The sequence below is a fragment of the Microbacterium sp. W4I4 genome (genome assembly GCF_030816235.1).
Lineage (GTDB): Bacteria > Actinomycetota > Actinomycetes > Actinomycetales > Microbacteriaceae > Microbacterium.
The window spans coordinates 1159547-1181884 of sequence record NZ_JAUSXT010000001.1; the positions used below are offsets into that span (position 1 = coordinate 1159547).

A 22338-nucleotide genomic window follows, 5' to 3' on the forward strand; every position below is an offset into this window, starting at 1 on the left:
ACGTCTCAGCCCGTCAGCGCCCGGGCCATCACCGCCTGTTGGACGGGCAGGAGAGAACGCTTGAATCCGTAGCCGGCGAAGGCACTGTGAGCGACGACATCCGCGCTGATCTCGCGCCCACGCATGAATGGCGGGCACGGGATCATCCGCACTCCGCGCGGCGCGGTATCGAGGAGATCGGCCGTCACACGGTACGGAACGAGTGCATCGACGTGGGGACCTGGGCCATCGGTGATCACCACATCTGCGGTCATCATGGCGCGGTGGAGGTTCTCCTCCCAGGGCATCCCGGGGACGCGCAAGTCGGCCGGACTGCACTGTCTCATGTCGAGGCGGAACGCTTGCGCAGCTTCCCACCAGGCGGCGGCGATGTTCCCCGCGGCGCCGACGAACAGGAACCGCAGCTGCGCGATGTCGGCGTCACGTGAGAGTGCATAGAGGTCAGACAGCACCTCGCACGGATGATTAACGCTGGTCATCGCGTTCACGATCGGCAACGCATCCGCTGACGCAAGTCGTTCGAGAACCTCGATGGCGGGGTGCCGCACGACCATGAGCTCGGCCCACTGGGCCAGATATCCGGCGACATCCAGGAGGTCTTCAGCCTTGTCGAGAGCCTCCGGAGGGAACACGATCGGCTGCACCCCCATGAGTGCGGCACCGCGCTCGAAGGAGACCCGGGTACGCAAGCTCGACGACGGGAAGAACATCACCGCAGCCACATCGAATCGCGGACCTGATCCCGCCGCATACCGGTCGACCGACTCGAAGAAGCGATCCAGCTCCGCCGCATCCCAATCACGCAACGACAGCAGATGCCGTCGGCCTCGCGGCAACATGCTCACGCTGTCCATGGATTCACGATCTGGACGCCTGTCTGCGTGAAGTCCTTCTCATTGCGCGTGGCGCAGACCGCACCATTCGCCCGACAGATCGCTGCGATCTGCGCGTCCGGCGTGCTGATCGGCAACCCTGCCTGCTCGCGAGCGAACAGGACTTCGGCGTACTCTCCGGCTGCTTCATCATCGAACGCGAGAAGCGAACGGGTGGCTCTGTAAGGCTCCAGCGCGGCACCGAGCGCCGTCTCCAACTCGCTCTTGCGTCGACGGTCAGGCAACCGCCGAACACCAGCCAACAATTCGGCGAGAGTGATCGTCGTGATCGCAACGTCGTCGTCGAGAGACTCCAGCCAAGCGGCGACACCTCGATCAGGGGCCGATCTGAACAACTCCGAGATGACGTTCGTGTCAAGAACGATCATCCGAAGTCCACAGCTCGAGCAGTGTCCGACCGATCTGGGATCTCCAGCCCCTCGACCCCGCCTGCGTCGCGGGCAACGCGCATGAGCGCGATCCCGATGTGCGGCCGAGACGAAGCCCGCGTCAAGATATCGCGCACCTCAGCTTCCATGGAGCGGCCATGCTCCCTGGCCTGCGCAGCCAAACGCACCTTCACGGCCTCATCAAGACCGCGGACGATGATCGACGCCATCACAACCACCTCCACTCGATAGCATCAATGCTATCACTCGACTGCCGGATGCTTCATGATCCGCAGAAGCTCGGAGCGTTAGGGCTTCGCAGCATAGACCCGGAAGCGACGCTGCGTGACTCGGATCGGAAGGTCTGCGTCCAGAGCAGCGAGCTGGTCCGCGTAAGCGTCGACGGTGAAGTGGGGAGCGTCCCAAGGAACGAGCGCGAGGTACGTGACCAGCGCACCCGCATCTTTGAACTCCATCGTTCCCCGCCAGTCGTCCACCCGGTCGATGCGGAGACCGGCGGATTCGAGCTCGTCAACATAGTGACCAGCTGTTACGTTCGGGTATTCGAACGGCTCGTCGAACCACGCATGAATCTCTTCTGCGTCATGGCCATCCACCTGCTGCGTCAAGAGACGCCCACCCGGAGCCAGGACTCGAGCGATCTCTCGCGCGTCGATGCTCTCGTGGCGGACTCATCACAAGGCTGATGCTGTCATCGGCGAAGGGGAGCTCAGCGCCACTCTCCGCGACGTACTGGATGACCTCGACTCCGCTGGAGGACAAGGCCTCACGGGCAACGAGGACGTTCGGCTCCCAGCCTTCGGTGGCGACGATCCGCCTGTCCGAAACGTCATCCCCACCGAGGAGGCGCAGTAACCGCTCGCCCCCTCCGGTCCCCAGGTCAACGATCACCCTCGCACGCGCCATCTCCGCGCGGCAGTCGTCCTCGAAGTCCCACCAGGGTTCGTCGGCACTCATCCTCCCGTCGAGGCGCGAGAAGTCCCAGCCGACCATGCTCGTGTCCGCGTATACCTGCCGCCAGAAATCGATCACGCGACTCAGCATAGGCAGGTCAGGGCAACCCGCCAGTCAGCGGCCCCGCCGAGCAGCGAGCCTGACGGTCAGCGGCGCCCCGCAGCAGCACGCAACGCGGAATGCAGTGTGTCCACCGCCGCGGCCATCTTCGCCGAACCGACGTCGCGGAAGGAGCCCATGCCGCCACTGTAGAGCGCGAGCGCCTGCCTCGCGCACCGCCGTAGCGCTTCGGCATCCGCGATGTCTGCGAACAAGCCCTCGAGCCAGTCAGCGGTCGACCGTCGCTGCGTGTCGCCGTCCGCCGCGCACGCATCGCGCAACTCCGCCACTGCACGGTGCACGTCATCGAGGCGGGACTGCCAGCGAGCCATCATCGACCGCCACACGTTGAAGCGGAACTCCACCACGTTCCGGCACAGAGCAACCTCACAATTCGACGTCGGAGTGCGCCGCAACGGCAAACCGCTGCCCTGGATATCGCAAGCCCGCGAAGTACATGTTCGTGTGTGCAACGATCTGAGCCCCAGTGACAGCCACGCCACCCCACTCGGCATCCTCGGTCGTGTGCGCGTCGCCCACAAGAGTGACGTCGTATCCCTCGATTGCGGCACGCTGAGTCGTCGTTCTGATGCAGTAGTCCGATTGCGCCCCAGCCACAACCAGGCGAGTCGCCCCCAACTGATCGAGCGTCTCCCTCAGAGACGTCTCAGCGAACGAGTCGCGATAGTTCTTCCTCACGACCGCTTCGCCATCGATCCATTTCAGCGGTGCTACGAGGTCCCATGCGGGAGTACCTACACCTACCGGATCATGCATCACCCATACGACGGGCACGGACTGCACCCGCGCCCGGTCGACAAGCGCCGCGGCTCGGTTCGCGACACCGTCGGCATCAAAGCATCCCGGCACCACACCCTGCTGCATGTCGACGATCACGACGACGGACTGCTCCGCTGCGGTCATCATGCGACCTTCAACGGTGTGATCGTCGAGATCTGCTCACCCGCGACGTCTTCTGCGCGGTCGAGCTCGTAATGGCTCTGCAGATTGATCCAGAACTCGGCCGAGGTGCCGAAGTACTTCGCGAGACGTAGTGCGGTGTCCGCCGTGATGCCTCGCTTGCCGTGCACGATCTCGTTGATCCGCCGCGGCGGCACTCCGATGGACACGGCGAGCTTGTTCTGCGTGATGCCGAAGCCCTCGATGAAGTCCTCCATGAGGACCTCACCCGGGTGGATCGGCTCGATCCTGTCAGTGGTAGTCAACGATCTCCACCTCCTCTGGTCCGGCGTCTGTCCATCTGAAACAGATTCGCCACTGGTCATTGATCCGGATGCTGTGCTGACCGGCTCGGTCGCCCTTGAGACCCTCGAGCCGGTTGCCGGGCGGAACGCGGAGGTCCTCAAGCACCTCAGCCGATCCCACCTGACGAAGCTTGCGCAGTGCCACCCGCAGGATCCGGGGATCCAGGGAGGGCACTCGCTCACGACGCCACAACCGCTCGGTGTCTTTGTTGCCGAACGATCTGATCACTGAACCAGTGTATAACGCAATCCGTCATTAACGCTAGACGTTAAACCGGAACTCCACCACGTCGCCGTCCTGCATGACGTAGTCCTTGCCCTCAAGGCGAGCCTTGCCCTTGGCGCGGGCCTCGGCGATGGAGCCGGTCGCGACCAGGTCCTCGAACGAGATGACCTCGGCCTTGATGAAGCCCTTCTCGAAGTCGGTGTGGATCACGCCTGCGGCCTGCGGGGCCTTCCAGCCCTTGCCGATCGTCCAGGCGCGTGCTTCCTTGGGTCCGGCGGTCAGATACGTCTGCAGCCCGAGGGTGTCGAAGCCGATGCGGGCGAGCTGGTCGAGCCCCGACTCGTCCTGTCCGGTGGATGCCAGCAGCTCGGCGGCATCCTCGGGGTCGAGGTCGATGAGCTCCGACTCGATCTTCGCGTCGAGGAAGATGGCCTTCGCCGGAGCGACGAGGGCCTCCAGCTCGGCCTTGCGCGCAGCATCCGTCAGAACGGCCTCGTCGACGTTGAAGACGAAGATCACCGGCTTGGAGGTGAGCAGACCCAGCTCCTTGATCGGTGCGAGATCCAGCCCGGAGACCGACAGCAGCACGCCGCGCTCCAGGGCATCCTTGGCTGCGTTCGCCGCTTCGAGCACGGAAGGATCGGCCTTCTTGCCGCGCACTTCCTTCTCGAGACGGGGAATGGCCTTCTCGACGGTCTGCAGATCGGCGAGCATCAGCTCGGCGTTGATGGTCTCCAGATCGCTCTGGGGGTTGATCTCGCCTTCGACGTGAACCACGTCGTCATCGGCGAAGCCGCGCACCACCTGTGCGATGGCATCCGCCTCTCGGATGTTCGCGAGGAACTGGTTGCCCAGCCCCTCCCCCTCGCTCGCGCCGCGCACGATGCCGGCGATGTCAACGAAGGACACGGCCGCAGGCAGAAGGCGCTCGCTGCCGAAGATTCCGGCAAGCACGCCGAGCCGCGCATCGGGCAGGTTGACGACGCCGACGTTCGGCTCGATTGTCGCGAACGGGTAGTTCGCCGCGAGCACGTTGTTCTTGGTCAGTGCGTTGAAGAGGGTCGACTTGCCGACATTCGGCAGTCCCACGATTCCGATGGTAAGGGCCACGGGAGTCCAGTCTACCGGGGGCTCTGATCCAGCCTTCTCCAGTACCCCTCCGAGATCACATCGACGTCGTCGCCCACGACGCGGATCGCCGTCTGATCGTCGATCGCGTAGGCGGGGCCATCGATGTGCTCGGCCCAGCGCTCGGCATCCGCCATGGTGTTCTCGGGAAAATCGGGGTAGTCGAGGTGCGGGAAGATCGAGAAGTCCACGATGCCGAGCGTGCCCTCTCCCACCTCCGGCGACGTCCAATGCTCGAACTCCTCGCCGATCCCCGGTGTCATCACCATGCTGCCCGCGCTGACTCCCACCCACACGGTCCGCTCCAGACTCGGCAGCAGCGCCCCCAGGCCCGACCGGCGGATCCAGTGCGCGAGGTACATCGCATCCCCGCCGTCGACGAGAAGCGCGTCGGCATCCTCGACCCAGGGGATCCACCGCTCCCCCGTCATCGACGGCAGCGCGGTGAGCTCGAGCAGCCCCACCGACATCCAGCCGAGCGCGGCCATGGAGCCCGGCCTGGTGATCGAATTGAAGGTCACATCAGGAGTGCACATCGGATGCCCGTACTGGGCCGTCGGGATGAGCAGCGCGGTCGATTCCTCGATCGGCTTGCCCAGCAGCTCGATCAACGCGGATCGGATGCTGGCGTTCGTCACGCCGCCCGAGGTGAGCAGAAGTCTCATGCGGCCAGGATACGACCGCCCTCGACTGATGGGCAGTTGTCCCCTCGTCTCTGAGATGCGTGCACACCTAACATGGGGCTGACCGAGCAGAGGAGCCCGCATGTCCGATCAGATCGACGGCGATCCGTTCTGGTCCGAGGTGCGCCGACGGCATCCGGATCTCGACATCGTGCTGCTGCCTCCGGAGCCAGCCAACCCTTCAGAGTCGGGATTGCCGTCTCGGGACCCCGCACCCTTCGCCCGGATGCAGCTCGCCGACGCGGACGAGCTGTGGGCGAGTCTCGTCGGACACGGGATGCCGAGACCGGAAGCCATGTGGATCCCCGGACCGACCGCCGACTCGGTGCGGCACTCGATCACACTCACCCTCGACGACGTCGCCGACACCACAGGCATCGGTCATCTGCGTGATGCCGCCGATCGACTGAGCGCCGACGACTGGCATGTATTCATCCCGCCGACAGGCATGCCGCGGCTCACCGCGGACCGGCCCGGCGAGCTGGGCGACGAGGCCCTGCTGTTCGGCTACGCGCCGCTGCAGCGCAGACTGTTCCTTCGCCTCACCTCGACAGGGCTGCCGCTCGGCATCCGCCGCGCCCAGGAGATGACCGGAGCGGCAGCATGACCGACGGGCTGCTCTACAACCCGGCGATGCCGAATGAGCTCGGCAGGCGGTGGGACTCGCAGGCCGCGCAGATGACCACGCTGGGCAAGGAGATCTCCGCCGCATCGACCGCAGGCCTTCCCGCGGTCGCTCGCGGCGCGGCCAGGACGTTCCTGAGCGCGTGGGAGGAGATCGCGCTCGAGGCCAAGGTCGCCTCCGAGGTGTACGCAGATGAGCTGCGCTCCACCGGCAGGTCCTACGAGGACGTCGATGCGGAGATCGCCCGCCGCATGGCCGCCCTGAAGGGCGACCCGCAATGACCACGACGATCCCGATCCCCGCACCCATCGACCCGATCGAGGCTCCCGACGGAGATCCGACGGGAGCGGAGTCGCTGTCCACCTCGCTGTTGAACGGCGCCGTGAGGCTGACCGAGTTCAGCGAGGAGGCCGAGCAGCTCGCCGGCTCGAAGTGGTACTGGGAGGGCAAGGCGGCGGATGCCTACGGCGACCACGCCAAGCGCTTCGCGCGAGCCCACCAGCCGATGGGCGAGACGCTCAAGCGCGTGGCACAGGGCGTCGACGTGTTCGCCGAGCGACTGCGGACCCTGCAGAGCGAGCACACCGACATCATCGGCGACATCCGGGTGTACGACCGGGATCGGGTGGACCTCATCGCGTCGGTGAACGATGCCGGCGACGTCACCGAATCGGAGGTCGCCGCCCTCCAGGAGCGCGCCCGCGTTCTGACAGCTCAACGCTCCGCCATCAGCACAGACATCTCCGGCCTCCTCACGCGGACGACCGAGAACGAAGACTTCCTGGTGCAGCTGTTCGCCGGTGCCGACACCGCCTCCGAGGCGAGCGCGCCCGACGGAGGCGCCAGTGCACTGGCCATCGCGGCGATCGTCGGAAGGCCCCCGGCATCCGCCGGTCCGGAGGCGATGAACACGTGGTGGAACGGGCTCTCCGAAGCGGAGCAGGACGCACTCATCGCGGCGTACCCCGATCAGCTCGGCAGCGCCGACGGGCTGCCCGCGTCGGCGCGCGACAGGGCCAACCGCCTTCTGCTCGAGTCCGACCTCGCCGACCTGGAGATGAAGGAGCGCGAGGGAGCTCTGACGCCTGATGAGGAGAAGCGGCTGACCAACGCTCGCGCCACGCAGCAGGCCCTGACATATGCCGACGGCTACACGGTGCCGGGCACGGACGACAGACCGGGCGGCCAGCTCTGGCTCTACGACCCGGACGCGTTCGGGGGCGACGGCCGCGTGGCGGTCGCGCTGGGCGACCTCGACACAGCGGACGACGTCTCGATCCAGACGCCGGGTATCCGCACCGACATGACGAGCGTTCCGAACTACACGAGAGAGGCTGCCCGCCTCTATGAGAGCGCCCGGTACAGCGGGGACGGGTCCAGTGTGGCGACGATGTTCTGGCTGGGATATGACGCGCCCCATGATTGGTACGACCCGGCCACCCTGTCGGAAGGCCGAGCGGAGGACGGTGGCGAGCGCCTGGCGACTGCAGTCGACGGCCTGCGCGCCTCACGCCCTGACGACCGGGCCCATATGACGGCGATCGGCCACAGCTACGGCTCCACGACCACCTCGTACGCCGCGGCGAAGTTCGATCTGGACGTCGACGATGTCGCTCTGATCGGCAGCCCCGGCGCCGGCCCGGCGGACCACGCATCCGATTTCAGCGTCGGCGCCGATCATGTGTACGACGGACGCAACAGCCGGGACCTCGTCGCGTTCCTCGGAGACGAGGGCTGGGCGCGCAAGGACTGGATCGAGGGCGGGCTCGGCGTCGACCCCTCGTCCGAGGATTTCGGAGCCCAGCGCTTCGAGGCCGAATCGGTGTTCCGCGGTGACGGACGGAACACGGATGACCATGGCCGCTACTACGATCGTGACAGCGAGTCGCTCTACAACCTGGGGCGGATCGTGGATGGGCATGGCACGGACATCAACTCGGCCGAGCAGTCGTACGACCCGTGGTGGCGGGCGGCGGTCGACCCGGAGAAGGATCGCACGCCCACATCCAACGAGTTCGGACGATCCGACACCGGAAGAGGAGACGAATGAGGCTCGCACTGTTGACCGCTGTCGTCGTCGGCGTTCTCGCAGCCTCACTCACGGGATGCTCGTCAGTGCCGGCAGACCCTCGTGCCGAGCTCGAGCACCGCGCAGCAGTGCTGGATGCCGCAGCACAGGACCTGCTCGAGGCGGTCAGCATTGCGGGATTCTCCGACGCGAAGGCCCGCGGAGCGGTCGATGTGTGCCAGAGCCAACCGGTTCCCGGGGTCTCGTACACGGCGGGCGCCCAGGTGAAGATCGGTGACGACCTGCGGGGCGCCTTCGACGTCGTCGCCGCGCAGCTGAAGGCGACGGGCTGGCAGGACAGCGGTCACAAGCTCGGCGGCGAGCATCCTTCGGGCCGATTCACGCGCGACGATGTCACACTCGACGTCAAGACCGGCGGCTTCTCGTCCGGCGGCAAGAGCTATGCGGCGGACGAGATGGAATTCGGACTCCGCATAGCCGACCCCTGCGTTCGGATCCCGGACGGCAGCTCATTCGTCGATTTCCAGGACCTCGACAAGGACATCCTCCCCCGCTCCTGACCTTCTCAGGCGGGTCGCGTCGCCCGGAACGCCCGGGTCACGTAGGGAAGATCGATCGTCGCCTCGGCCCCCACGCCGAGGTCGTCGAAGAGCTCGTCCATTCCCGCATGGATCGTGGCTCTGACCTCAGCGGATGCCGTGATCAGGTGACTTCGTGAATCGGCCATCCGATGCAGGTGCGCGCGCGTCATCGGGCGCACCCACTCCCACCGCTGCATCTCGAGCTCGCCGAACGGTTCCGCCACAGGAGGGCCTGCGCCATCCAGCAGCTCCTCGGCCGCGCTGGCGCGCATGATCTCGGTCAGTCTCCGCACCCAGTCGACCCGGTTGTCGCGCGTGTTCCAGATGAGACCGAGCGTGCCGCCCGGACGGATCACGCGCCCCACCTCCGCGGAGCCGGCGACAGGATCGACCCAGTGCCATGCCTGGCCCAGCACAAGGGCGTCCACGCTCGCATCCGGCAGCGGCAGCGCCTCCGCGGTCCCCACGAACGTGGGCACCCCCGGCACGGTCTCCCGCAGCTTGGCGAGCATGGCCGGGTCGGGATCGATCGCGACGACCTCGGCATCCGGAGCCTGCGCGAGCACCCGGGTCAGCTTTCCCGTGCCCGCTCCGACGTCCGCGACGCGGCGGGCGCCGGGAGCCAGCCTCTCCAGCATCCACGCCACTGCGTCGAAGGGATAGTCCGGCCGTGCCGCCTCGTACGTGTCCGCTTCGGCCCCGAAGGATGTCGCTCGCGCATCGCTCATGTTCTTCAGCCTACGGCGAGCCTCGCGTGCCCGGATCGGCGCCGGAGGGAGAGTGGGTGCGTGCCATTGGACTTCACCGCAATCGACTTCGAGACGGCGAACTCCAGCCCCGCCTCGGCCTGCTCCGTCGGACTCGTCCGCGTGCGCGACGGCGAGGTCGTCGCCCAGACGGGCTGGCTCATCCGCCCGCCGGCGGGTCATGACCACTTCAACGAGTGGAACACGAAGATCCACGGCCTGTACGCCGAGGACGTCGCGCGTGCGGCCACCTGGGAAGACCAGATCGACCGGCTGTGCGCGTTCGCGGGGGGCGACGTGCTCGTCGCCCACAGCGCCAGGTTCGATCTGACCGTGCTCAGCCGCGCCTGCGAGGTCACCGGGGTCGAGGTCCCGCCGTACCGTTCGCTGTGCTCGCTGGCCGTCGCACGCAAGACCTACGAGCTCGACTCGTACCGTCTGCCCAAGGCTGCGGCCGCGGCGGGTTTCGGCGACTTCCCGCACCACGATGCGCTGGCGGATGCTCGCGCGTGCGCACAGATCATCATCGACGCCGCACGGCGTGCCGCCGTCTCTGACGTGGATGCTCTGGGTGCAGCCCTCGGCATCCGGCTGACCGCGCCCCTGGCCTCCACGCTTGAGCGCGCCGTCGCCTGACGCGGCGATCACTGAGGTCTCTGCCACCGAAGCGCACCCGGCCATGGACAATGGTCAGGTGACGAATGAACTCAGCAGTGAAGTCATCGAGGGAACCTTCGATCTGGCGCGCCAGGGGCGCGTCGGCCCTCTGGGCGAGATGATCGAGGCCGGAGTGCCGATCGATGTGCGCAATGCACGGGGAGACACGCTGCTCATCGTCGCGACGTACGCGGAGCAGGGCGAGGTGGTCACCGACCTGCTGCGCCGGGGCGCGGACAAGGATGCGGTGAACGCCAACGGACAGACGGCCGTGTCGTGCGCGGTCTTCCGTCGCAACGAGTCGCTGCTGCGGATGCTGCTGGATGCCGGGGCCGATCAGGATGCCGGTGCCCACACTGCCCGCGAGGTCGCGGATCAGTTCCAGATGGCGGACATGCGCGCGGTGCTCGACTCCTACTGACGTCGGCGAGCCGCGTGACGTGCAGAGCTGCGCTCAGGCGCCGCCGGGAACGCCCGACAGCAGGGCGATCACGATGCCCGAGGTCAGTACGAACGCACCGACCATCCACCAGGAGCTGATCTCGTGTCCCTCATCGCGGCGCACGCGGAAGAGCACGTCCTTGCGGCGTGCGGGGTCGGGGAAGGCACTGGCCGCAGTCTTCGCAGCGACGGCTTCGGCGAGCTGCTCCTCGGTGACCCGCACGATGCGACCGGTCTTCGTGGTGATCTGCGGGGCCCCGCTCTGCGACTCAGACTGCGCGTGCGTTGACATCCCGAGCTCTCCCATCCATGACCGTGCCGGCGCAGGCGCGCGCGGATACGGCTACATTCTGCCAGGGCAGTCTGGGAATCGCGGTAAGCGCCGCGTGCAATGACTCAGACGGGGTCAGAGCCACTTCGATACGAGGTGATCCGACACGATCCGCCGCAGGGTGCCCGACGCGCTGCGCAGCACGACGCTCTCGGTGTAGAGGTAGCCGCCCTCGCGGCGCACGCCGCGGACGAGCTGCCCGTCGGTCACGCCGGTCGCGACGAAGATCGTGTTGTTTCCGCTGACCAGGTCGTCGGCCTCGTAGACCTTGTCCATCTCGAGGCCCGCGTCGATGCCGCGCTGGCGCTCCTCGTCATCGCGCGGCCACAGGATGCCCTGGATGTGACCGCCGAGCGCCTTGATGGCGCAGGCGGTGACGATGCCCTCCGGGCTGCCGCCGACGCCGACGCACATGTCCGTGCGGGCGCCGTGACGTGCGGCGTTGATTCCACCGGCGACGTCGCCGTCGCTCATCAGGCGCGTGCCGGCACCGGCATCCCGGATGTCCTGGATCAGCTGCTCGTGGCGCGGCCGGTTCAGCACGGAGACCACCATCTCGTCGATGGGCTTGTCGAGCGCGGCGGCCAGGCGGCGGATGTTCTCGCCGATGGGGAGGCGGATGTCGACCACCCCGACGCCGGCGGGGCCGGTGACGAGCTTGTCCATGTAGAAGACGCTGGAGGCGTCGAGCATCGAGCCGCGGTCGGAGACGGCGAGCACGGACAGGGCGTTCTGCCGGCCGGCCGCCGTCAGCGAGGTGCCGTCGATGGGATCCACGGCGATGTCGCATTCGGGGCCGCGACCCGTGCCGACCTCCTCGCCGTTGAAGAGCATGGGCGCGTTGTCCTTCTCGCCCTCGCCGATCACGACGCGGCCCTGGAAGTCGACAGTGCCGAGGAACGCGCGCATCGCGTCGACCGCAGCTCCGTCGGCGGCTTCCTTGGCCCCGCGACCGATGAAGGGAACCGCGCGGATGGCCGCCGCCTCCGTGGCGCGCACCAACTCCAACGCGAGGTTCCGGTCGGGGCGGAGGGGACTGAGATCGGCTGTGAGGCTCACCATGCGGTCAGCCTAACGACGCGACTCGTCGAAATCGGCGACTTTTCTCGATTGCGACATGAAGGAAACGAGGTTCTTGACAGGATCTCAAGAATGGTCGTCCGGCGGCTCGACACGACTGAGAAGAAGCAGCATCCGCGCGACTAAAGTGGCCATGACCCCCCGCACATCAGAAGCAGGAGATTTCATGCCCGTCGCCACTCCGGAACAGTACGCAGAGATGCTCGACCGCGCGAAGGCCGGTGGTTTCGCGTACCCCGCCTTCAACGTGTCCAGCTCGCAGACCATCAACTCCGTGCTGCAGGGCCTGACCGAGGCCGGCTCCGACGGCATCATCCAGGTGACCACGGGCGGTGCGGACTACTTCGCCGGTCACACCGTCAAGGCCCGCGCCACCGGCGCCCTGGCGTTCGCGCGCTTCGCCACCGAGGTCGCCAAGAACTATCCCGTGACCGTCGCACTGCACACCGACCACTGCCCGAAGGACGCGCTGGCCGGCTTCGTCGAGCCGCTCATCTCGGCATCCGAGGAAGAGGTCAAGGCCGGCCGCAACCCGATCTTCCAGTCGCACATGTGGGACGGCTCGGCCGTTCCCCTGGCGGAGAACATCGAGATCGCCAAGGAGCTGCTCCCCCGCATGAAGGCGATCAACGCCATCCTCGAGGTGGAGATCGGCGTCGTCGGCGGCGAGGAGGACGGCGTGCAGCACGAGGGTTCGAACGATGCCCTCTACACGACCTTCGCCGACGTCGACCAGGCCGTGCAGGCTCTGGGCCTCGGCGAGCAGGGCCGCTACATCGCCGCCCTCACCTTCGGCAACGTGCACGGCGTGTACAAGCCGGGTGGCGTGAAGCTGCGTCCCGAGCTGCTGGGCGACATCCAGAAGCAGGTCGCCGCGAAGTACAACACCGGTGCGAAGCCGCTCGACCTGGTCTTCCACGGCGGATCCGGTTCGTCGGATGCCGAGATCGCCACGGCCGTCGCCAATGGCGTCATCAAGATGAACATCGACACCGACACGCAGTACGCGTACACGCGTGCGATCGCCGACTACATGTTCAAGAACTACGACGGCGTGCTGAAGGTCGACGGCGAGGTCGGCAACAAGAAGCAGTACGACCCGCGCGCCTGGGGCAAGATCGCCGAGACGGCCATGGCCGCCCGCGTGGTCGAGTCGACCCGCCAGCTCGGCTCGTACGGCCAGTCCAAGAGCTGACGACGCGTGGTCTCCCGCCGAGACTTCACTTCCCGCATGAGACGGCACGCCTGCCGTCATGTCTCGTGCTGAAACAGAAGTCTCGTCGGATGTGGTGACATGCGGATGCCCCGGATCATTGCGATCCGGGGCATCCGTCGTCTCAGTCGAGGTCAGCCCACGGCGAGCGACCAGTTGCCATCCGCCGTGACGGTGATCACGGACGGGCCCGACGAGAGCGGCACAGTTCCGCTGTATGCGCCGATGTCGTTGATCAGCAGTCCGATGCTGAACACCTCCCCCGTCTCCTCCTGCACCACGAAGTTCCGCGAGCCGTCGTGCGTCGCCGTCAGGGCGCCAGCGGCACCGGCGTAGAGGAAGACGGCGTCACCGGATCCGCTGGTCGCGAGCACGGGTGCGGATCCCATCGGCCGAATGTCGAACGTCCAGGCGCCGTCGGCCGTCACCTGCAGGCGGACTCCCTCGCCGAGGGCGCTGATGCCCCAGGCCGTGGTGCCGCTGTACGCGCCGATCGTGTTGACGAGCAACTCTGCCGTGGATGCGTTGTTCGCATCGAGCACGCTGACGGCGAAGTTCCTCGTCCCCTTGTGCGTGGCGGTCACGATGCCGCCCGTTGCTCCCTCGGGAAGAGTGATGATCGTGTCGCCGGTACCCGATTTCTGGATCGGTTCGAAATCGCCCCAGGCGCTGTTCGCCCACGATGCGGCCTTGTCTGCAGCGGACTCTTCAGCCGGCTTTTCTGCGGGCTGTTCGACCGGCGGCTCCTCTGTCGCCGCGTCATCGGCCGGGCTGCCTTGGTCGGACGCGGACTGCGTCTGTTCGACGGTCGCTGCCGGCGCCCCCGTTCCTGAAGCACCGTTGACGACGCCGGAGATCCCGCCGACCAGCACCAGCGCTGCCGTCACGATCCACGCGACGAGTTTGGTCTTGTCGTAGCCGTCGAGAGGGCGCGCCGCCTTGTCGCGCGCTGCACCGGCGAGGATGATGATCAGATCCACGAGCCACCAGACGCCGAGTCCACCGAGGGTGAACAGCTTCAGCAGGCCCGTGCCGATCTTGCCGAGGAAGAACCTGTCGACGCCGAAGACGCCGACGAGCAGTGAGAGCAGCCAGGTGACGAGGAACGACTTCCCATCGGGGGCCGGCGGTGCCGGCTGCATGGGAGGTGCCGCATACGCGGGCACCGGGGCTGTGGGGATGGACATGATGGATTCCTTTCGTTGGAATGTGAGATTCGCGTCGGTGGACTGAAGAGGTCGGCGTCACTCTTGGACGACGATCAGGTTCGCGCCGGAGTCGGGGTGGTAGCTCCATGAGGCGGTGTAGTCACTCCAGGTGCCGTCTTGTCGTCCGTCGAGGCTGCGGGTGGCACCGATGCGCTCGCGAATGTGCGCCGGGACATCGAGCTGCTCGTACACGCACTCCAGAGCGAGACTGGTCATCCCGAGCGGGTCGTCGTCTTTCGGCGCGGTGTTGATGATCAGAGTGGTTCCGTCGTCCTCCACCGACACGACGCCGGCGAACACGTCGTCCAATGCACCGGTTTCGTCCGATTCAGTCGGCTGGTCAGTCGGCTGCGGTGACGACGTTTCGCGGAGACTTTCGAGGAACACATCGAGGGGCTTCGAACCCGAGCAGGCCTCGCCCGCTCGTGTGATCGCGGAAGGTTGCGCGAGCACGGACACGAGGGTCACCGCACCTGCCACGACGAGCACCCCCACGATCACGCCGACGACCAGCCTCGTACTCCCCCGCTTCTTCGGTGAGGGCACGGGTGCGGATTCGCCGGCTGCTGCTTCACTGTTCTCTGACATCGCCTTCTCTTTCACTCGGATGCTGCGGGAGGAGCGCCCTCGACGGACTCCCGTTGGGCTCGGGACGGCGCCGCGACGGCGCCGTACAAGGTCCCCTGAAGCCGTGCGCCGGCACGCAACGACGCGATCGCAACTGTGCTGTTCGGCTCGAGCTTCGAGGCCACGGGGACATCCCTGTTCACTTCGTTCGTCATGTCCCCGCTCCTGATTCATCGTGTGTGAGGAGGTGAGCGGGTCCCCCAGCTGGTCCCCTCGACCGACCCGCCCACCACTGCGGGTATCAGCCGCATCCACAAGCTAGGCTCGCGATCCGGCAGGTGGCGCAGGCGATGCTGATAATCCCCCTTATCGGTGCACGCTTGCTCGACGGCCGATTCACTCATAGAGTCGCCGTATGAGCACCGCGAGCGCATCGATGAAGCGCCGTTCGGAGACCCCGACGGCACCTGAGCCGCGCCTGCTCATCTCGCTTCCTCAGATCGCCGCGCTGGCGAAGGTCCGCCGGCCCGTGGTCTCCGTCTGGCGCACGAGATTCGGCTCCAGTCCGAACGCGTTCCCCGCCGCCGTCGAAGCACGGGCAGGCCGGGAGTACTTCGACGCTCGCGAGGTGGCCGATTGGCTCGTCGATACCTCGCATGGGAACAACCCGGATGCCGCGGCTGACGCCGCCGCCTACGCGATGCACGATGTCGAGCCCGCCGGCGCAGAGCGGCAGGACGCCATCGAGGCGCTGCTCGCCCTGCGCGTGTGCGACGGGATGCCGCTGACCGGTGGCGATCTGCGCGAGCGTGCACGTCGCGCCGACCCGCGCGACCAGGCGCTGCTCACCGAAGTACTCGCTGTGGCGGATGACCGCGAGCTCGCCTCCTTCGTCGAGCAGACGATCGATGCCGCATACTCGCCGGTGGGCTCCTGGAGCGCGCTGCAGTCGGGCCGGGCGACATCCGGAGCCGAAGGCACTGCCGGCGCCCTCTCCCCCGTCGGCACTGAGCTCATCGCCCGACTCGTTCTCTCACTGACGGATGTCGAAGATGTCGTGCTCGCTGACCCCGGAGCAGATCTCAGCGCTCGGGATCTGTTCGCCGACGCCGCAGATCTCGCCGGCGACCACGCGGATCTGCACGTGCCGCCGACCGGGCGACGCCTGCGGCGTCGACTCATGGTCCATGGCCGTGCACCCCTGCTCGACGCGGAGCCACCGCAGCACGGCCGCGCGGCGGTCTGGATCGCGCGACTGCGCGGGGTCTCCCCCGAATCCGAACTGGCCCAGCTCGACGAGCTGCTCGTCGATCTGAGTGACACGCAGCGCCTGGTGGTCGTGGGTCCGGACTCTCTTCTCACCGAGGCGCTGAGCGGGCCGGCCGCGACCTCGCGCGAATACGCACTGCGATCCGGTCGGGTGCGCGGCATCGTTCGCCTGACCGCCGGTCTGGTGCCCGCCGCAGCGCGGCAGTCACTGGCGGTCTGGGTGGTCGGCGGGCCGCAGGGAGGCACGGCATTGGCCGACCGCTTCACCGTGGTCGGAGATCTGCGAGGCGCCTCACTGACCGAAGCGCGGATGCAGGATCTCGTGAGCGATCTCGCCGTCTCGCTGGGCACGGTGCGCGAGGCGATGTCGCACGCGTTCCGATTCGTGCGGTTCGTCCGCACGTCCACGCTTCTCGCCGGCGGTGAGTCACTCGTCGCGGCGAGTCATCCGCAGCGCCCGCGCAGCCAGGCTTCGCCCGCCGAGCTGTCTGCGCTGGTGGATCAGAAGCTGGTCGAGCTCGACGAGCCGTCACTCACCGTCATGCTGCAGGCGCCGGCTAGACGCCATGAGCGCAGTGTTCTGCTGGCGGATGCCGTCGCAGCCCGCGAGGCTCGCCTGATCGGCGGAACACGTCTGCAGGCCGATGAGACCTCAGCCGAGGACGGCTACCCGGTGATCGGCCGCGACGAGGTGCGCGCAGGTGAGGCATCCGCCCGCCGTGTCGATCGGATCCGCGTCGCACTGGATCACCCGCGCGCAGAGTTGACGCTGCCCGGCGACGTGATCGTCCTCACCGGGCCGACACCCGCGGCACTGGTGGATCCTGACGGCTCCAGCGTCGTCGAGTACCCCGCGCGCATCCTGCGTCTGCTCAACGACTCCCTCGTTCCCGCGGTGGTCGCCGCCGACGTGAACGCATACGCCGAGCCGATCCCCTGGCGGCGGTGGAGCCTGCGCCGGGTTGCCGCCGGGCAGAAAGCCGCCTTGCAGACGACGCTGGCCGACATCATCGCCGCTCGACGCATCGCCGAACGGCGCGCTGCAGAGCTGGGTGCGCTCGAGGCACTGGTGACGGATGCCGTCGCCGCCGGCGCGCTGATCGGCGACCAGCCCGACATGACTTCTGAGATGACCGAACCTGAAGGGACCATCTGATGGCCGCACGAACCAAGGCCGATACGGCACCGTCGACGATGAAGGAGCTGAAGGACACGCTCTGGAAGGCAGCCGACAAGCTGCGCGGGTCGATGGACGCGTCGCAGTACAAGGACGTGATCCTCGGGCTGGTGTTCCTGAAGTACGTGTCGGATGCCTTCGATGAGCGGCGCGGGCAGATTCGCGCAGAACTGTCGGCGGATGGATATGACGACGAGCAGATCGCCGAGCTGATCGACGACACCGACGAGTACACGGGTCGTGGCGTGTTCTGGGTTCCCGCGAACGCACGGTGGAGCTACCTGGCCGAGAACGCCAAAGGATTGGGCCCGGCGATGGGCGAGGCGGAGAAGTCGATCGGCCTGCTGATCGATGAGGCGATGGAGGCGGTGATGCAGGCGAACCCGGCTCTGGCCGGCACCCTGCCGCGCATCTTCAACCGCGACAACATCGATCAGCGCCGGCTGGGCGAGCTCGTGGATCTGTTCAACTCCGCCCGGTTCGCCGGCCAGGGGCAGGCAGGCGGCGACGGGCGGCGTGCCCGCGACCTGCTGGGTGAGGTGTATGAGTACTTCCTGGAGAAGTTCGCAGCGGCCGAGGGCAAGCGCGGCGGCGAGTTCTACACGCCCGCCGGCGTCGTGCGCGTGCTCGTCGAGCTGCTGCAGCCGACGCACGGGCGGGTGTACGACCCGGCGTGCGGGTCGGGCGGCATGTTCGTGCAGGCCGAGAAGTTCATCGACACCAATCACGGCGAGGGATCGGACATCTCTGTGTACGGTCAGGAGCTGAACGAGCGCACCTGGCGGATGGCGAAGATGAACCTCGCCATCCACGGGCTCAGCGGCAATCTCGGGCCTCGTTGGGGTGACACTTTCGCGCGCGATCTGCACCCGGATGTCGAGTTCGACTTCGTGATGGCCAACCCGCCGTTCAACATCAAGGACTGGGCACGCAACGAGTCCGACCCGCGGTGGCGCTACGGAGTGCCCCCTACCGGCAATGCGAACTACGCGTGGATCCAGCACATCCTGTCGAAGCTGGCGCCCGGTGGCACGGCCGGCGTGGTGATGGCGAACGGCTCGATGTCGTCGAACTCGGGTGGCGAGGGTCAGATCCGCGCGCAGATCGTCGAGGCCGACATGGTCTCGTGCATGGTCGCCCTGCCGACGCAGCTGTTCCGCTCGACGGGCATTCCGGTCTGCGTCTGGTTCTTCGCGAAGGACAAGACGGCGGGCGCCGGCGGATCGGTCGATCGCACCGGCCAGGTGCTCTTCATCGATGCCCGAAACCTCGGTCACATGGTCGACCGCGCCGAGCGCGCCCTGTCCGACGACGACATCGCCAAGATCGCCCACACCTTCCACGCCTGGCGCGGCATCGAGACCGACGCTCCCGAGTACACCGACACCCCCGGCTTCAGCTACTCCGCGACCCTCGCCGAGATCAAGGCCGCCGACTACGCACTCACCCCGGGCCGCTACGTCGGCGCCCCCGAGGAAGAGGACGACGGCGAGCCCATCGAGCAGAAGCTCGAGCGTCTGAAGGGCGAGCTGTTCGCCCAGTTCGAGGAGTCAGAACGTCTGGCAGCCGTCGTGCGCGAGCAGCTGGGGAGGGTGTCGTGAGCGTCACCACTCTCGCAGGAAAGGTTGTGCTCCACCGCGGCCAGTCCTACCAGAGCGCCCTTCTCGACGAGCCTGGGCCCCATCTTCTTGGACTTGGCACGATCGCACGCAACGGCGGGTTCAACGGCTCTTCGCTGCGCACGTACGGCGGAGCGTCACCTGAACGGATCCTTCTTCGTCCCGGCGACCTCTATCTGTCCCTTAAGGATGTCACGCACAAAGCCGAGCTCCTCGGCGCGGTATCTCGCGTACCTTCGACGGTCCCTCTCGGACGTTTGACCCAAGACACCGTCAGGTTGCAGATCGTCGACCCGTGCATTGACGCGATGTATCTCTATTGGTTGCTGCAGTCTCCGACTTACCGCGCCTATTGCAGAGCACATGGCACGGGCACCACCAACCTCGATCTGAGTCGCAACGATTTCCTAGCGTTTGAGTTTCGCCTCCCACCTCTCCCCGAGCAACAGGCAATCGCCGAGGTGCTGGGCGCTCTCGACGACAAGATCGCCGCCAACGTAACGAAGGTCACACTGCTCTTGGAGGTGGTGAGCGCCGAGTTCACGAAACGGTTTGGAGATCGCCGCCTGGACATCGAGCTTGGCACGCTAGCCGAGATCGTCGATTGTCTGCACTCGAAGAAGCCGGAGCGTGTATCGGCCGGTCGGATGCTGATGCAGCTCAATAACATCCGTGACGATGGGCTTGTTGACGACGCCACGACTTACTCCATCGCGGAGCAGGATTACGACCGATGGTCGGCACGATTCGAGACACGCGCCTGGGACTTTGTAATCACGAACGTTGGGAGGATCGGCGCAGTCGCTAGAATCCCTGTCGGTTACGTCGCCGCGCTTGGTAGAAACATGACGGGCATTCGACCACGAGATGCTGACGAATCCGGCTCATTCATCGCCGCAGCGTTGCTATCGTCCGCGGTACGGCGCGAGATCGAACAGCGGACAGACGCAGGGAGCGTAATGAATGCGCTCAACGTCAGAAGTATTCCGCTCCTGCGACTACAAGAGTCGTCCGCTGTCGAGCGCGCTACCTTCCATGAGGTGGCTGCGCCGCTCCTCGAGAGCGCCGACACGACACTCGCCGAGAACCGCGCCCTCGCGGCAGCGCGCGACGCGCTGCTCCCCAAGCTCATGTCCGGCGCACTCCGTGTCAAGGACGCCGCCAAAATCACAGAAGAAGCAGGTCTCTGATGCTCAAGAACCGGATCCTCGTAACGTCGCTGGTTGTCGTTATTGTGCTGCTGATCGGGGGTGGGATCTTCCTCGCCGTCAAGACACCGATGCTGGGTTCCCTGTTCGCCACCGAAACCGAAGAGAGCAGTTCGCAGGTGATCACCTCGATCACGCAGACGGAGGAGGTGTCATTGCTCAGCCTCGGCATCCAGGGCATCGACTCGAAGAAGGCGAACAGCAAGGTTCCGTTCCTCGGCCTCGACATCCTCGGCAGCGAGCGGGCGACCTTCCTGCAGTACGAGTTCACGGCCAAGCTCGGCTTTGACGGCGCGGAGACGAAGATCGAGAACGTCGACGAAGACGCCTATCGCATCTCGATCCCGGAGTTCATCTTCATCGGGCACAGTGACGTGAAGTTCGAGCTCATCGCCGACAACAGCGGCGGTCTGAGCGTCTTCACTCCCGAGATCAAACAGATCGACATGGTCAACAAAGTGCTTGACAGTAAGCAGCAGGCGAAGTACATCGAAGACAACGAACAGACCCTCCGAGAACAGGCCATCGCCTTCTACACCGGAATCATTCACGCGATCGACCCGAAGGTCACCCTCGACTTCGTGTTCGCTGGAGACCCCGCCGGGGTCGACAATGGCTGACGACGTCGACGTCCTCAGCGACGACCACGAGATCGAGCTGATCAGCGACGGTGACGGCGTCGCTGTGATCGGCCCGCCACTGGCGGTCGAGCAGTTCCTGACGTCGCGCGGCCTGGAGTCCCGGGAACTCGGGCTGCAGAAAATCGGGACCAAGCTGAGCGCCGCTTCGGGCATCGCTCAAGTCGGCTCTCACGTCGCCGAGAACTCGGGCCGGTGGATCAAGCTCACCAAGGATTCGGCGAAGCGGCTCAAGGAGCTGGAACCGATGGCGGGGTCCTCCGACAAGATCGCTCGAGCCATCGTCACCGAGAACGGCAAGATCAAGGGCGTCCTGGAGTTCGTCCGTACGCCTGGGTCGAAGCTCAGCAATCCGGCACTGCTGGCCGGCGCCGCCGGCATCATGGCGCAGTTGGCCATGCAGCAGACCATGGACGAGATCATCGACTACCTCGCGAAGATCGACGCGAAGGTCGATGATGTACTGCGCGCGCAGAAGGACGCGGCTCTCGCCGACATGATCGGCGTGGAGTTCGTCATCGAAGAGGCCATGACGATCCGCGAAGAGGTCGGGTACGTCTCGGCCGTCACGTGGTCGAAGGTGCAGGCCACCACAGCGACCGTCGCAAGCACACAGGCGTACGCGCTGCGACAGCTGGATGCGCTGGCCGAGAGGCTCGAACGCACCGCGAAGATGGGCGACCTCGCCGACCTCACGAAGAAGGCCGAGGTCACCGTGCAGGAGTGGCTGGCAGTTCTCGCTCGCTGCTTCCAACTGCAGGATGCAACGGCCGTGCTCGAGATCGATCGGGTGCTCGACGCATCCCCCGACGACCCGGGTGAAGTGGAGCGGCACCGCCGCGGCCTGCGCGCGGCCCGCGACAACCGCAAAGCACTCATAGCCCGTACGACCGCGTCGCTCATCGCACGTCTGGATGCCGCCGCTGCACGAGCGAACAGCAAGGTGCTGCTCTCTCCCAACTCCTCCCGCAAGGTCGTGCACGGCAGCAACCTGATCACCGGCGACGTCACCGACTTCCACACCCGGCTCAGCATCGAACACGTGCACGACGCCATCGAGGCGAGGCGCTGGATCGAAGCCGCCGACGACGTGCGTGAAGACGTCGTCGAGGCCGGAGCCAACACCGCGGAAGCAGTCGGCCGCTTCGCCGGCGAAACGCTCGACAATGCCCGAGTCGGGACCGGGAGGCTTCTCTCGAGTCTCAGCGAGCGTCTGCTGCGCAAGGATGCCGAACCTCACGGCAACCTCGAGGACGCGGAAGAGAGCCATACCCCAGACCCTCCGAAGCTTTCCAAATGACTCCAAAGAAGT

At 66.4% G+C, this 22338-nt stretch carries 29 protein-coding genes; 12 read left to right on the forward strand and 17 right to left on the reverse strand.

What is annotated here, in order from left to right; genetic code table 11:
• Positions 1–5 precede the first annotated feature (5 nt).
• From QF046_RS05570 to QF046_RS05620, 11 genes are all read right to left on the reverse strand, one after another.
• Positions 6–854: an ornithine carbamoyltransferase gene (locus QF046_RS05570; RefSeq protein WP_307367079.1), complete on the reverse strand. Its 849-nt coding sequence runs from the start codon at positions 852–854 to the stop codon at positions 6–8.
• Complete coding sequence (locus tag QF046_RS05575; RefSeq protein ID WP_307367081.1) at positions 842–1261, reverse strand: type II toxin-antitoxin system VapC family toxin; 420 nt, start codon at positions 1259–1261, stop codon at positions 842–844. The genes QF046_RS05570 and QF046_RS05575 overlap by 13 nt, the downstream gene beginning before the upstream one ends.
• Positions 1258–1491: a toxin-antitoxin system gene (locus QF046_RS05580; RefSeq protein ID WP_307367083.1), complete on the reverse strand. Its 234-nt coding sequence runs from the start codon at positions 1489–1491 to the stop codon at positions 1258–1260. The genes QF046_RS05575 and QF046_RS05580 overlap by 4 nt, the downstream gene beginning before the upstream one ends.
• Before the next feature lie 78 nt (positions 1492–1569).
• Positions 1570–1890, reverse strand: a complete 321-nt coding sequence (locus QF046_RS05585) for a hypothetical protein (protein WP_307367085.1) — start codon at positions 1888–1890, stop codon at positions 1570–1572.
• Positions 1865–2314 carry a class I SAM-dependent methyltransferase gene (locus QF046_RS05590; protein ID WP_307367087.1) on the reverse strand — a complete coding sequence of 150 codons (450 nt, stop codon included), beginning with the start codon at positions 2312–2314 and terminating at the stop codon, positions 1865–1867. The genes QF046_RS05585 and QF046_RS05590 overlap by 26 nt, the downstream gene beginning before the upstream one ends.
• Before the next feature lie 68 nt (positions 2315–2382).
• Positions 2383–2703, reverse strand: coding sequence for a hypothetical protein (locus tag QF046_RS05595; protein ID WP_307367089.1), 321 nt, complete (start codon positions 2701–2703; stop codon positions 2383–2385).
• Between the two features lie 19 nt (positions 2704–2722).
• Positions 2723–3262 (reverse strand): isochorismatase family protein, encoded by a 540-nt coding sequence (locus tag QF046_RS05600; protein ID WP_307367091.1) that lies wholly within the window; start codon positions 3260–3262, stop codon positions 2723–2725.
• Positions 3259–3561, reverse strand: coding sequence for a HigA family addiction module antitoxin (locus tag QF046_RS05605; protein ID WP_307367093.1), 303 nt, complete (start codon positions 3559–3561; stop codon positions 3259–3261). Before QF046_RS05605 ends, QF046_RS05600 begins: the two co-directional genes overlap by 4 nt.
• Entirely contained in the window at positions 3548–3829 is a 282-nt protein-coding gene (locus QF046_RS05610) for a type II toxin-antitoxin system RelE/ParE family toxin (protein ID WP_307367095.1), read from the reverse strand. Before QF046_RS05610 ends, QF046_RS05605 begins: the two co-directional genes overlap by 14 nt.
• Positions 3830–3862: 33 nt before the next feature.
• Positions 3863–4936 carry a redox-regulated ATPase YchF gene (gene ychF / locus QF046_RS05615; protein ID WP_307367097.1) on the reverse strand — a complete coding sequence of 358 codons (1074 nt, stop codon included), beginning with the start codon at positions 4934–4936 and terminating at the stop codon, positions 3863–3865.
• 11 nt (positions 4937–4947) lie between these two features.
• On the reverse strand, positions 4948–5619 hold the full coding sequence (locus tag QF046_RS05620) for a Type 1 glutamine amidotransferase-like domain-containing protein (RefSeq protein WP_307367099.1): 672 nt from the start codon (positions 5617–5619) through the stop codon (positions 4948–4950).
• Between the two features lie 100 nt (positions 5620–5719).
• Between QF046_RS05620 and QF046_RS05625 the strand changes: the two genes are divergently transcribed.
• From QF046_RS05625 to QF046_RS05640, 4 genes are read left to right on the forward strand one after another with little or no spacing between them, the layout of a single operon-like run.
• Complete coding sequence (locus QF046_RS05625) at positions 5720–6244, forward strand: hypothetical protein (RefSeq protein ID WP_307367101.1); 525 nt, start codon at positions 5720–5722, stop codon at positions 6242–6244.
• Entirely contained in the window at positions 6241–6543 is a 303-nt protein-coding gene (locus QF046_RS05630) for a hypothetical protein (RefSeq protein WP_307367103.1), read from the forward strand. Before QF046_RS05625 ends, QF046_RS05630 begins: the two co-directional genes overlap by 4 nt.
• On the forward strand, positions 6540–8312 hold the full coding sequence (locus QF046_RS05635) for an alpha/beta hydrolase (RefSeq protein ID WP_307367105.1): 1773 nt from the start codon (positions 6540–6542) through the stop codon (positions 8310–8312). Before QF046_RS05630 ends, QF046_RS05635 begins: the two co-directional genes overlap by 4 nt.
• Positions 8309–8851 carry a hypothetical protein gene (locus QF046_RS05640; protein WP_307367107.1) on the forward strand — a complete coding sequence of 181 codons (543 nt, stop codon included), beginning with the start codon at positions 8309–8311 and terminating at the stop codon, positions 8849–8851. The genes QF046_RS05635 and QF046_RS05640 overlap by 4 nt, the downstream gene beginning before the upstream one ends.
• A 5-nt stretch (positions 8852–8856) precedes the next feature.
• Here the strand turns inward: QF046_RS05640 and QF046_RS05645 are convergent, their stop codons facing one another.
• Complete coding sequence (locus tag QF046_RS05645) at positions 8857–9600, reverse strand: class I SAM-dependent methyltransferase (RefSeq protein ID WP_307367109.1); 744 nt, start codon at positions 9598–9600, stop codon at positions 8857–8859.
• A 60-nt stretch (positions 9601–9660) separates the two neighbouring features.
• Between QF046_RS05645 and QF046_RS05650 the strand changes: the two genes are divergently transcribed.
• Positions 9661–10254, forward strand: a complete 594-nt coding sequence (locus tag QF046_RS05650) for a 3'-5' exonuclease (RefSeq protein ID WP_307367111.1) — start codon at positions 9661–9663, stop codon at positions 10252–10254.
• Positions 10255–10312: 58 nt separating this feature from the next.
• A complete protein-coding gene (locus QF046_RS05655) occupies positions 10313–10696 on the forward strand; it encodes an ankyrin repeat domain-containing protein (protein ID WP_307367113.1) in 384 nt (127 codons plus the stop codon).
• A 33-nt stretch (positions 10697–10729) separates the two neighbouring features.
• On the opposite strand, the gene QF046_RS05660 is transcribed toward QF046_RS05655, so the two are convergent.
• Both QF046_RS05660 and glpX read right to left on the reverse strand, forming a co-directional pair.
• On the reverse strand, positions 10730–11008 hold the full coding sequence (locus QF046_RS05660) for a hypothetical protein (RefSeq protein ID WP_307367114.1): 279 nt from the start codon (positions 11006–11008) through the stop codon (positions 10730–10732).
• Between the two features lie 114 nt (positions 11009–11122).
• Positions 11123–12109 (reverse strand): class II fructose-bisphosphatase, encoded by a 987-nt coding sequence (glpX, locus tag QF046_RS05665; RefSeq protein ID WP_307367118.1) that lies wholly within the window; start codon positions 12107–12109, stop codon positions 11123–11125.
• A 184-nt stretch (positions 12110–12293) separates the two neighbouring features.
• On the opposite strand from glpX, the gene fbaA reads away from it, so the two are divergent.
• The gene (gene fbaA / locus QF046_RS05670; RefSeq protein ID WP_307367120.1) at positions 12294–13322 is read left to right on the forward strand and encodes a class II fructose-bisphosphate aldolase; all 1029 of its coding nucleotides are present in this window, start codon (positions 12294–12296) and stop codon (positions 13320–13322) included.
• A gap of 152 nt (positions 13323–13474) precedes the next feature.
• On the opposite strand, the gene QF046_RS05675 is transcribed toward fbaA, so the two are convergent.
• Genes QF046_RS05675 through QF046_RS05685 form a run of 3 tightly spaced genes read right to left on the reverse strand, consistent with a single transcriptional unit; the run spans position 13475 to position 15330 of the window.
• Positions 13475–14527 (reverse strand): TM2 domain-containing protein, encoded by a 1053-nt coding sequence (locus tag QF046_RS05675; protein WP_307367122.1) that lies wholly within the window; start codon positions 14525–14527, stop codon positions 13475–13477.
• Positions 14528–14584: 57 nt separating this feature from the next.
• Positions 14585–15136, reverse strand: a complete 552-nt coding sequence (locus QF046_RS05680; protein WP_307367124.1) for a hypothetical protein — start codon at positions 15134–15136, stop codon at positions 14585–14587.
• An 11-nt stretch (positions 15137–15147) separates the two neighbouring features.
• Positions 15148–15330: a hypothetical protein gene (locus tag QF046_RS05685; protein ID WP_307367126.1), complete on the reverse strand. Its 183-nt coding sequence runs from the start codon at positions 15328–15330 to the stop codon at positions 15148–15150.
• A gap of 200 nt (positions 15331–15530) precedes the next feature.
• On the opposite strand from QF046_RS05685, the gene QF046_RS05690 reads away from it, so the two are divergent.
• From QF046_RS05690 to QF046_RS05710, 5 genes are read left to right on the forward strand one after another with little or no spacing between them, the layout of a single operon-like run.
• Positions 15531–17540 (forward strand): hypothetical protein, encoded by a 2010-nt coding sequence (locus QF046_RS05690; protein WP_307367128.1) that lies wholly within the window; start codon positions 15531–15533, stop codon positions 17538–17540.
• Positions 17540–19162 carry a class I SAM-dependent DNA methyltransferase gene (locus tag QF046_RS05695; RefSeq protein WP_307367130.1) on the forward strand — a complete coding sequence of 541 codons (1623 nt, stop codon included), beginning with the start codon at positions 17540–17542 and terminating at the stop codon, positions 19160–19162. The genes QF046_RS05690 and QF046_RS05695 overlap by 1 nt, the downstream gene beginning before the upstream one ends.
• Positions 19159–20370: a restriction endonuclease subunit S gene (locus QF046_RS05700; RefSeq protein WP_307367132.1), complete on the forward strand. Its 1212-nt coding sequence runs from the start codon at positions 19159–19161 to the stop codon at positions 20368–20370. The genes QF046_RS05695 and QF046_RS05700 overlap by 4 nt, the downstream gene beginning before the upstream one ends.
• Positions 20370–21008, forward strand: a complete 639-nt coding sequence (locus QF046_RS05705) for a hypothetical protein (protein ID WP_307367134.1) — start codon at positions 20370–20372, stop codon at positions 21006–21008. The genes QF046_RS05700 and QF046_RS05705 overlap by 1 nt, the downstream gene beginning before the upstream one ends.
• Positions 21001–22326, forward strand: coding sequence for a hypothetical protein (locus QF046_RS05710; RefSeq protein WP_307367136.1), 1326 nt, complete (start codon positions 21001–21003; stop codon positions 22324–22326). Before QF046_RS05705 ends, QF046_RS05710 begins: the two co-directional genes overlap by 8 nt.
• Positions 22327–22338 lie beyond the last annotated feature (12 nt).